This is a genomic window from Bacteroides xylanisolvens XB1A, from assembly GCF_000210075.1.
GTDB lineage: Bacteria > Bacteroidota > Bacteroidia > Bacteroidales > Bacteroidaceae > Bacteroides > Bacteroides xylanisolvens.
The window spans coordinates 5,726,117-5,737,042 of record NC_021017.1 but is presented as its reverse complement, the minus strand read 5'-3'; the positions used below and the strand labels follow the sequence as shown (position 1 = coordinate 5,737,042).

Below are 10,926 nucleotides of genomic sequence, written 5' to 3'. Positions count from 1 at the left end.
GTTTTTCTTCAAATTTTCTTCATTTTTTCTTGGTAAAAAAACAACGGATGCTTCTCTTTCTAATAGATGAGCTATTTAATGATATTTGAAGAAAACGGTAGAATTGATTAGAAGATTAAATGTTGTAGAAGAAATTAGAAATTATCCGGCAGAAATAAGGCCGGGATTCAGAACAAACAATAGATGTTTTATAGAGAATTACAAGCTAAACTCAAAACAAACAATAGATGCTTTTTATAAAATTTAAATTTAACCCAAAACAAACAATGTTTTAAAAGAAATGCAAACTAGGGCTCAAAGCAAACAATAGACAGCGGCAGATGAATTATTCCTGCCACAAACGTAAGCCGGAAAGATTCCCTCATCGGACGTGATATGAGCTTTAGAGGCTTGTTTTTTCCGATTAAACAGACTTAGTTGGCTTAAAAAAAAGGGTTTTTCAACTAGACTGCTACGCTAATTAAAAGAATGAAAGCCGTGATGGCCCATGAGAGGTTTAACAAGACCGGTTTTTTATCTGGTAGTTTAATAGTAGGTTAAGAGGGTATGAAACCAGAAAAGGGCTGAACCGGTCTATCATTGAGTGTTTTTATTTAATAATTGTTTTATCAGAGTGTGAGAGAAAGTTGAGGGGCTTTCTCTCACATTTTTTGTAGGAACAATAGATAGGACGATTTACTATTGGACTATTTACCATTTACTATTTGGGTTATGCAATAGAAGCAGATAGTAAATAAGATAAATGGGAATTTAGTTTAGATGTGGATGGCACGCTAAATCATAAATCATAAATCATAAATCATTAAACTTCCCCAGTTTTCCAATCAGAGAAATGACGTTTTTATACATTATATTCCTTTCTTAATTTATTTTATAATAAAAATTTGGTATTTTCGGACGCTTTTTAGACGAACAACTTAAAATACTAATAGTTTATTATATGGAAAATATCGAAACAGCGATCCTGCTGATGGTGGTCGGAATGGCTACCGTATTTGTTATTCTGCTGATTGTGATTTATTTAGGTAAGTTGTTGATTACATTAGTCAACAAGTATGCTCCTGAAGAAGTGGTTCCTGTGAAGCGGGAAGCATCGCAAGGTCCTGCCCCTGTTCCGGGAAACATCTTAGCCGCCATTACAGCTGCTGTAAATGTGGTGACACAAGGTAAAGGAAAAATCACTAAAGTAGAAAAATTATAAATCTATAAAGAATATCACTGAAAGACATGAAAAGAGAAGTAAAGTTTAGTTTGGTTTTCCGAGATATGTGGCAATCTGCCGGAAAATACGTACCTCGTGTAGACCAACTCGTAAAGGTAGCTCCTGCCATCATTGAAATGGGCTGTTTTGCCCGCGTAGAAACAAACGGCGGAGGTTTTGAACAGGTAAATTTATTGTTTGGTGAAAACCCGAATAAAGCGGTACGCGAATGGACAAAACCGTTCCATGAAGCCGGTATTCAAACCCACATGCTCGACCGCGCACTGAACGGACTCCGTATGAGCCCCGTTCCGGCAGACGTCCGCAAATTATTCTACAAAGTAAAGAAAGCACAAGGAACAGACATTACCCGTACGTTCTGCGGATTGAACGACGTGCGTAACATTGCTCCTTCCATCACATACGCAAAGGAAGCAGGCATGATTTCGCAATGCTCGCTTTGCATCACTCATTCGCCTATCCATACCGTAGAGTACTACACCAATATGGCGCTGGAACTTATCAAACTGGGAGCAGACGAAATCTGTATCAAAGACATGGCAGGTATCGGCCGTCCTGTATCGTTAGGTAAGATCGTAGCAAATATCAAGGCGGCACATCCCGAAATCCCCGTTCAGTATCACAGTCATGCAGGTCCCGGATTCAATATGGCAAGCATCCTCGAAGTATGCGAAGCCGGTTGCGACTATATCGACGTAGGCATGGAACCACTATCATGGGGAACAGGCCATGCTGACTTGCTTAGTGTGCAGGCGATGCTGAAAGACGCCGGATATCAAGTGCCCGAAATCAATATGGAAGCCTACATGAAAGTGCGCGGCATGATTCAGGAATTTATGGACGACTTCCTCGGCTTGTATATCAGCCCGAAAAACCGTCTGATGAACTCCTTGCTGATTGCTCCCGGACTTCCCGGCGGTATGATGGGTAGTCTGATGGCCGACCTTGAATCCAATCTGGAATCAATCAATAAATATAAGGCAAAACACAATCTGCCGTTTATGACGCAAGACCAGTTGCTCATCAAACTCTTTGATGAAGTAGCATACGTATGGCCTCGTGTCGGTTATCCTCCATTGGTGACTCCGTTCAGCCAATACGTGAAGAACCTCGCCATGATGAACGTGATGGCTATGGAAAAAGGAAAAGAACGTTGGGGAATGATTGCCGATGATATCTGGGATATGATTCTGGGTAAAGCCGGACGTCTGCCGGGCAAACTTGCTCCCGAAATCATTGAAAAGGCAGAACGTGAAGGCCGTAAGTTCTTCGAAGGTGATCCGCAGAATAACTATCCTGATGCTCTCGACAAATATCGCAAACTGATGAAAGAGAACAAATGGGAAGTGGGACAGGACGACGAAGAACTCTTCGAATATGCTATGCACCCGGCTCAATATGAGGCTTATAAGAGCGGTAAAGCAAAAGAGGACTTCCTGGAAGACGTAGCCAAACGTCGTGCCGAAAAAGATAAATCTCCGGAAGAAGATGCCAAACCGAAGACACTGACCGTACAAGTGGACGGACAGGCCTATCGTGTGACGGTAGCATACGGTGATACCGAACTACCTGCTGCTCCTGCGGGTGCTGCCGCTGCTCCGGCAGGAGAGGGTAAAGAGGTACTTTCTCCGTTGGAAGGCAAGTTCTTCTTAGTGAAAGGTGCGCAGGAAACTCCTTTGCAAGTAGGTGACACTGTGAAAGAAGGTGATGTAATCTGCTATGTAGAAGCGATGAAGACCTACAATGCCATCCGTGCAGAGTTTGGCGGTACAGTGACTGCTATCTGTGTCAACCCGGGAGATGCTGTTTCAGAAGATGACGTATTAATGAAGATAGGATAATGAACGGAGAACTTATATGACATGACTGCGTTCAGCAATATCATTGCCGAACCGCAGTTCCTGATAATGTATGCCATCGCGTTCGTTCTGCTCTATTTGGGTATTAAGAAACAGTACGAGCCGTTGCTGCTTGTCCCCATCGCTTTCGGTGTGTTGCTAGCCAACTTCCCCGGAGGAGATATGGGCGTGATTCAGGCCGACGAAAATGGTATGGTGATGGTAAACGGAGTGTTGAAGAACATCTGGGAAATGCCTTTGCATGACATTGCCCACGAACTGGGAATCATGAACTTCATCTACTATATGTTGATTAAAACTGGTTTCCTGCCTCCGATCATCTTTATGGGTGTCGGTGCGCTGACGGACTTCGGGCCGATGTTGCGTAACCTGCATCTTTCTATATTCGGTGCAGCTGCACAGTTGGGTATCTTTACCGTATTGCTGGTAGCCATCCTGATGGGATTCACTCCACAGGAAGCCGCTTCTCTGGGCATTATCGGTGGTGCGGATGGTCCGACAGCCATCTTTACCACCATCAAACTGGCGCCGCATTTGCTGGGCCCGATTGCCATTGCCGCTTATTCGTATATGGCGCTCGTTCCGGTGATTATTCCGCTGGTAGTGAAACTGTTCTGTACGAAGAAAGAGTTGAGCATCAACATGAAAGAACAGGAAAAGAAGTACCCTTCGAAGACTGAAATCAAGAACCTGCGTGTATTGAAGATTATCTTCCCGATTGTGGTAACTACTATTGTTGCCCTTTTCGTGCCGAGTGCAGTGCCTTTGGTGGGTATGTTGATGTTTGGTAATCTGGTGAAAGAAATCGGAACCAACACATTCCGCTTGTTCGATGCCGCTTCCAATAGCATTATGAATGCTGCCACCATCTTCCTCGGACTGTCCGTAGGAGCAACGATGACAGCCGAAGCATTCCTCAATTGGACAACAATCGGTATTGTGATCGGTGGATTCCTTGCATTTGCACTTTCTATAACCGGTGGTATTTTCTTTGTGAAACTGGTAAATCTCTTCTCGAAGAAGAAAATCAATCCGCTTATCGGCGCCACTGGTTTGAGTGCCGTTCCGATGGCGAGCCGTGTAGCCAATGAGATTGCTTTGAAATACGATCCGAAGAATCACGTATTGCAGTATTGCATGGCAAGCAACATCTCCGGAGTAATCGGTTCTGCCGTGGCTGCGGGTGTGCTGATTTCCTTCCTTGCGTAAGGTAATTCCTGCCTGAAAAATACTTTTTATACATTCACACTTGGAAGATTCGTTTGATAGCGTTATCTTTGTGTGAATGTATAACAGTAAAAATAGCAAGCGTATGAGTGCAATGTCATTGGAAGCCGAAAAGAACGAACTGATTCGGCGGATTCTGGATGTGGATGATGTCGCTATTCTGCGGAGAGTGAAATCGATGTTGAGTTGTGAAGAAGAGCAAACGAATGTTGTCGCAGAGGAAGCAGCTCCCTACCAGACAAAGGCGGAGATTCTGGCAAGCTTAGATCAGGCGTGTAAGGAACTGAAACTGAATCTGGAGGGTAAGTTGGAGTTTAAGTCATTAGATGATGCCCTTAATGAAATATAGAATAAGCGTTACCCTCGAATTTTTAAGGGAAATGAAGCATTTGTCAAAACGGTATAAATCGTTGAAAGAAGATCTTAGGAATTTTGGAAATGATTTGTTATTAAATCCTGAACAAGGAGTCAGTTTGGGCAACAATCTTCGTAAAATACGTATAGCGATAACTTCGAAAAATAAAGGTAAAAGTGGAGGTGCACGGGTGATAACCTATACGATAATCTGGACAGAAATAGATACAGAGATAAAATTGCTCACTATTTATGATAAGTCAGAACGTGCAAATATCACAGATAAGGAAATAGAAGATATCTTGAAGCAAAACGGTATTTTGTAATCCTTATAATATAAAAAGAAATCGTCCTGTTTCACGGTTACGTGATAACAGGACGATTTCTTTTATAAGACTAAGACTTTGTGAACAAGTTTCTTTTGTTTCTAAATTTATTCACTGATAACCTTTCTGTATTCCGCTACCGCCATCTTTTCCGACAGATACGCATTAATCAGATTGGTGTGCGCCTGTGTCCATGACAATTGTGCGGAGAGCACATCCACCATATTTGCCTTTCCCTCATTATACGAGAAAGAAACCAAATCAAGATTTTCATTAGCCAGGCTCATAGTCTCTTTGGCGGTTTTCACTTGATATTCCGTTTCCGTCAGTTTGGTTAGGGCGGCAGAAAGTTCCTCGTTGATATTATCCGTCACATAACTTTGTTGCAGTTTCTGTATGCCGATATACGCTTTCTGCTGACGGTTTGTTTTGAACCGGGCTCCCCAACGGAAGATCGGTATATTCAGGTTAATGCCGACGATGGGATTGAAAGAAACGTCATAACCGAGGTTAGGTGTAGCTGTAGCCCATCCACCGCTGAAATACATATTCAATTGCGGGTTGAACTGGCTAAGAGCCGCTTTGCGTTGCGCCTGACTTTTCATGATATTCACCTCCGTACTTTCGTAATCCGCGCGACGTTGCAGTACATTCTCCAGAGAAAGGATCTGCACCGGAGCGGAAGCCGTGTCAATCGTGTACAGACTGTCTACGGGATTGTTCGGCTCTTCTCCCATCAGGATATTCAGCTTTTGCAGCGCCAGCGTATAGTTCTGACGCGCCTTGATATATTGCAATTCCGCTTCTTTCAACCGGGTGGAAATCATTAATAAGTCCGTGCGACTAATCATCCCGTCGTTGAAACGATCCTGAATGATGTCATACTGTTGCTTCACAATACTTTGATACTTGTCCGCCGCCTGCAACATAGCCTGTGAAGCGGAAGCATTCCAGTAAACTGCATCGCTCTGATAATGAATCTGGTCGATGGTAAGCTCCTCATTTAGTTGATTCAGCTTTTCGTCCGCTTTGGCAATCTTGTGCTGGGCGTTGAGTGCCCCGCCCGTGTACAACGGTTGCGAGACGATAAATACACCTTGATAGGTGTGGTTGCGGTATTCGCCTACCGGTTCGTTCCAGGCATTAAGGTCGCTCATGTTGAGGGTCCCGTCCGCATTGACATCTATTTTTGGCAAGAATCCCGTGTGAGCAATCTTCCGTGCTTCCGTACTTGCCATTGTCTTTAGTTTCTGTTGCTTCAGAATTTGACTGTAAGCTTCCACTTTATCCCGGTAAGCTTCCCGGCTAAGATAGGGCTGCTGTGCTCCGGCTGTGAGGCCAAGGAGCAGCAGAGACAGAGTTATAAGTTGAGTTTTCATTTTATTCAATCTATACAATAAATTCAAGTTTCATATAAGAGAAGGCAATTAGCCTTTGATTCTCTGAATGGCACAATAAGCTACCGGAAGAACAAACAATGTCAGTGCCGAAGCCACTAACAAACCTCCCATAATCGTAGCCGCCATGCCGCCGAACATCGCGTCGAACAACAATGGCAACATACCCAGAATGGTAGTGCCGGACGCCATTGCTACGGGGACAATACGACTCGTTGTAGCACTGACAACAGCATCCAACGGCTTTTTGCCCGTCTTTGCCTCCAGATCAATCTGTTCCACCAGTACAATCGCATTTTTGATATTCATCCCAATCAGTCCGAGCAAACCAAGGATGGAGAAGAAGTCGAACGACTTGCCTAGCAACACCAATCCCAAAACGATACCGATAAAAATAAGCGGTAACATCAACAAGATCACTGTCGGCTTACGATACGTCCTGAACAGGAACAACAGCGTGACGAACATCAGGAAGAACGTCAACGGTAAATTCTTGGCCAACGCCTCGTTAGACTCCACCTGACTTTCCTGTTCCCCGAAATACTTCATTGTATACCCCTTCGGCACTTTAATCTCTTTCTGCACCAGCGGCCAAACCTCATTGAAAGCAGCAATCGCATTCACTCCGCGACGCGGATCGCATTGCGCCATCATCACCATTTGCCGGTTGTAATCCTTCACATTCGAGAAACGATATTGGAAATCAAATTCCGATACCACCTGTTCCAGACTGGTCGTCTCATTCCCCGTGCCGAACACGGGCAACGTGCGCAGGTCGTTGATGCGGAACGAATCCACCGTGTTATCCTTCAATAAGATAGGAAGCACCTGATCCCCCTGCCGGTACTCTCCAAGCGTCATACCTGTGGTTCCGATCTGGATACTTTGTGCCATTCCCTGACGCGATACCCCTAACGGTTGCGCCCGTTCGGGACTATATACAGGCTTCCATACAGGAACTTTATTTCCCCACGAATTGCGCACATTGATTAAATCCGGATTCCGGTGCATAATCTCCAAAGCCTGGTTGGTGAGTGCCACAAGCGTGTCCACATTCGGACCGATAAACCCGATTTCGATAGCGGCATCCACCGCAGGCGACAGTTTGAACAGACTGGTACGGGTAATCGCATTCGGATAATTCGCCTTCATGTACGCGTCGAAATCTTCTTCATACTCTTTTGTATATTTACTGTCCGTCAATTCAACCAATACATTGGCAAAATTCGGTTTCGGCCCCACCGAAGTAGAAGCCAGGTAATACCTTAACGGCGTGCTACCGAAAGTGATCGACACTTTCTTCACTTCCGGCTGCTTTGCCAGATGCTCTTCCACGGATTTCATCTCTTTCACTACGTCATTGATGCTATACCCGTCGGGATAGAACACGTCCGCCCGGAAATAAGGCTTATCGAGAGAAGGGAAGAAGTTTTGCGGCATCATTCCCATGATAACCAGCGAAGCAACAAAGAGCACTACCATCGAACCCAGTGTCAATGTTTTCCTGCGAATCAGCGTGCGGAGGATGGAGGCGAATTTGTGATAGAACGGTTTGTCATACGGGTCTTTCGTGCCGTCCTTTGCTTTCGCTTTCAGGATGAAATTACCGAAAACAGTGGTCTGCGTCAGCGCGAGCACCCAGCTCAATCCCAGCGAGATGGCAAGCACCACAAAAAGCGGTTTCACGATTTCCGCCACGGCAGAAGGAGCAAGGTAGAGCGGGAGGAACGAACAGATAGCGATGAACGTAGCCCCAAGCAATCCCCATTGCGGACCGGTTGCGCCGTCTATCAGCGCTTTCCGCCGGTCTACTCCGCGGGCGATGGCAATCTGTGCGTTGTCCGTTACCACGATGGCGTTATCCACCAGCATCCCCATGGCGATGATAAATCCCGCTAATGAAGTACGGTTCAGCCCGACACCGAAGAAAGACATGATAAGCAATGTGCCGCCAATAGAGAAAATCAGTGACGAGCCGATCAGCATACCTGCGCGCAAACCCATCACCAACATGATAATCACAATTACAATCAGAATCGATTCGATCAGATTGATGATAAATCCGTTGTTGGCTTCGTTGGCAATTTCGTTCTCCAGATACAGGCTTTGCAGTTCCAGTCCCACAGGCATCAGTGGCAACAATTCGTCCAGTTTGGCTTTCACGTTCTTGCCCGTCTGCACCACGTCCCGTTGCGGGTCGGTGGAGACGCCGATGCCGATGGCACGTTTGCCGTTCACGTGCATGATGTTGGATGGAGGGTCCATGTATCCTTTTTCGATGACGGCGATATCGCCCAGTTTCACTTGTCCGGCTTTGGTGGTAATCACCTGGTTGCGGATATCGTCTACGGTGGTATACATACCGTTGGCGGTCACCCGGAGCTGTTGCTCGCCGGCACGGATTTCTCCGGTATTGATAATCTGGTTCTGCGATTGCAACAGACTGGCAAGCTGTTTCGGGTCGATGCCCATACCTACGAGCTTATTGGTGGAAATAAAAATATTGACCACCTCCGTCTGCGTCCCGAACAGGGCGACTTTCATCACCCCGTCCGCCGTCACTACCTGCGTCTTGATCCGTTCCGCCCAGTTGCGCATCTCTTCGTATGTGTAACCGTCGTCCGCCGTCAGACCGTAATAGATACCGAACACGTCGCCGAAATCATCGGAAACCGTCGGTGCGGAAGCACTGCTCGGCAACTGTGGCTGTATATTTAGCACCTTCCGTCGCAACTCATCCCACTTCTGCGGAATGGAGCTTGCCGACAAGGAAGGTTGCAACTCGAATGTGATTTTTGAGAGCCCGTACATCGATTCTGATTTTATCTTGTACACACCGCTCATACTTTGAATCTCACGAGAGATAGGCTCGGTAATCAACCGCTCCACTTCTGCCGGTTCGGCACCCGGATAGCGGGTCATAATAACCGCCGACTTTATGACGAAAGGAGCATCCTCTTTCTTACCCAGCTTGCCGAAGGAAGTGATTCCCCCAATCAGCAATACAGCAAGAAAGAAATAGATGATTTTCGTATTATCTAATGAATATTTGGCTAAACTCATAATAAATGATCGTTGATAATTGATGAATGACAGCGGATAAATGATACTTAATCATTTATCAACTATCACCTGTCAACAGTTGTGATAGATTCTCCTTCTACTAGTTGGTATACGCCTGCTATGACGATTTTTTCACCGGGTTTCAAACCTTCCGAGATGAGCGCCTGTGCTTCTCCGGTCGGGGCGTTGACGGTCACTTCCCGTTTGTGGACTTTATTGTCTTCTACCACCCAGACATACATTTTATTCCCTTCGCTTTCACCGAATACGGCACTAAGCGGTACAATCGTCCAGCTATCCTGCACCAACGGGCCTACATCTGCCGTGAAACGGATGCTGCACGTGAAACCGGGTTTAACAGCATACAGATCGCGGTCGAATGACGGATCGTCAATCGTGATGCTGACCGGAATTCCTGTGCCATCCGTAGAAATATCAAGATATTCTTCCAGTTTCGCTTGAAACACGTGTCCTTTAAATGTGTCGAACTCTACAAGGAAACGCGGGTCTTTGGCGCGCAACAAATAAAGATACGCATCCGGAATGGTGAATTTGATACGCAGATTGTGTGTATTGACAAGCTGCACGATACCCTCACCGGAGTTGACACGCTGATAGTTTTCCACCAGTCGTTTTTCGATAGAACCGTCGAAAGGAGCTGTCAGCTTGGTGTCGCGCATATTGTTGGCAGACAGTTCGTATTCAGACTTCGCCTTCTGGAAGTTGGCGAGGCTGATTTCATATTCCTGCACGGAGATCGCTTGCCGGGAGAGGAGCCGTTTGTTACGTTCCACTTGTGCCGAAGCCGTTTCGTATGCCGATTTCGTGGCGGCATATTGCAACGCAATGTCTCTGGGGTCGATAGCCGCGATGAGCTGTCCTTTTTTCACTTTCTGTCCTTCGATGACAGGAAGCTGAATGATTTGTCCGTTGACCCGGAAAGCCAGCTTCACATATTCCACCGCTTCCACGATTCCCGAGAAATCTTTTCTGATAATCGATCTTGACTCGACAATCGTAGTCTTTACGGGACGTGCAGTTGTCGTTGTCGTTTCTTTTTTCTGTCCGCAGCCAGCCAGCAAGATTGCAGCCGCCAGGACGAATCCAAATTCCTTTTTCATATACCACGTTGATGTTTAGAGGTTTTGCGTTGATAAATAGCGAATAATATACTAAAACAACTCCTGTTTATTTATGTTCAATATTCCTGTCTTTTCATATCCTGCCTCTTAACCTTTATATGGAACACAAAAAAACGGGAACTTTACGAGTTCACCACAGAGGACACAGAGTTCTTCTCTCTCTTTCCGTAAGCAAAACAGAGCGATAAATACGATTACTCTGTATTACTCTATAGGGAATAAAAATAGTAAACCTCCGTGTCCTTTGTGGTGAAATATAAATTCCCATTTAGCAAAGAAGTGTGCAGAAATAAACTAAAATCGCACTATTTTGCTCATTTCAGTGCAGAAATGAAT

8 protein-coding genes are annotated in these 10,926 nt (G+C 45.5%); 5 read left to right on the top strand and 3 right to left on the bottom strand.

The features are described 5' to 3' along the window. The first annotated feature begins 940 nt into the window (after positions 1-940). From BXY_RS22545 to BXY_RS22525, 5 genes are all read left to right on the top strand, one after another. Positions 941-1,201, top strand: a complete 261-nt coding sequence (locus BXY_RS22545) for an OadG family protein (protein ID WP_004300941.1) — start codon at positions 941-943, stop codon at positions 1,199-1,201. Between the two features lie 26 nt (positions 1,202-1,227). Then, positions 1,228-3,063, top strand: a complete 1,836-nt coding sequence (locus BXY_RS22540) for a biotin/lipoyl-containing protein (RefSeq protein WP_004314195.1) — start codon at positions 1,228-1,230, stop codon at positions 3,061-3,063. 21 nt (positions 3,064-3,084) lie between these two features. Then, positions 3,085-4,290, top strand: coding sequence for a sodium ion-translocating decarboxylase subunit beta (locus BXY_RS22535; protein WP_015533026.1), 1,206 nt, complete (start codon positions 3,085-3,087; stop codon positions 4,288-4,290). 103 nt (positions 4,291-4,393) lie between these two features. Beyond that, positions 4,394-4,657 (top strand): hypothetical protein, encoded by a 264-nt coding sequence (locus tag BXY_RS22530; RefSeq protein ID WP_004304421.1) that lies wholly within the window; start codon positions 4,394-4,396, stop codon positions 4,655-4,657. Beyond that, entirely contained in the window at positions 4,647-4,988 is a 342-nt protein-coding gene (locus BXY_RS22525) for a type II toxin-antitoxin system RelE/ParE family toxin (RefSeq protein WP_004300933.1), read from the top strand. The genes BXY_RS22530 and BXY_RS22525 overlap by 11 nt, the downstream gene beginning before the upstream one ends. A gap of 107 nt (positions 4,989-5,095) precedes the next feature. On the opposite strand, the gene BXY_RS22520 is transcribed toward BXY_RS22525, so the two are convergent. From BXY_RS22520 to BXY_RS22510, 3 genes are all read right to left on the bottom strand, one after another. After that, complete coding sequence (locus BXY_RS22520; RefSeq protein WP_004321526.1) at positions 5,096-6,367, bottom strand: TolC family protein; 1,272 nt, start codon at positions 6,365-6,367, stop codon at positions 5,096-5,098. Between the two features lie 48 nt (positions 6,368-6,415). After that, positions 6,416-9,448, bottom strand: coding sequence for an efflux RND transporter permease subunit (locus BXY_RS22515; protein WP_015533025.1), 3,033 nt, complete (start codon positions 9,446-9,448; stop codon positions 6,416-6,418). Between the two features lie 65 nt (positions 9,449-9,513). Then, the gene (locus BXY_RS22510) at positions 9,514-10,569 is read right to left on the bottom strand and encodes an efflux RND transporter periplasmic adaptor subunit (RefSeq protein WP_004300926.1); all 1,056 of its coding nucleotides are present in this window, start codon (positions 10,567-10,569) and stop codon (positions 9,514-9,516) included. Positions 10,570-10,926 lie beyond the last annotated feature (357 nt).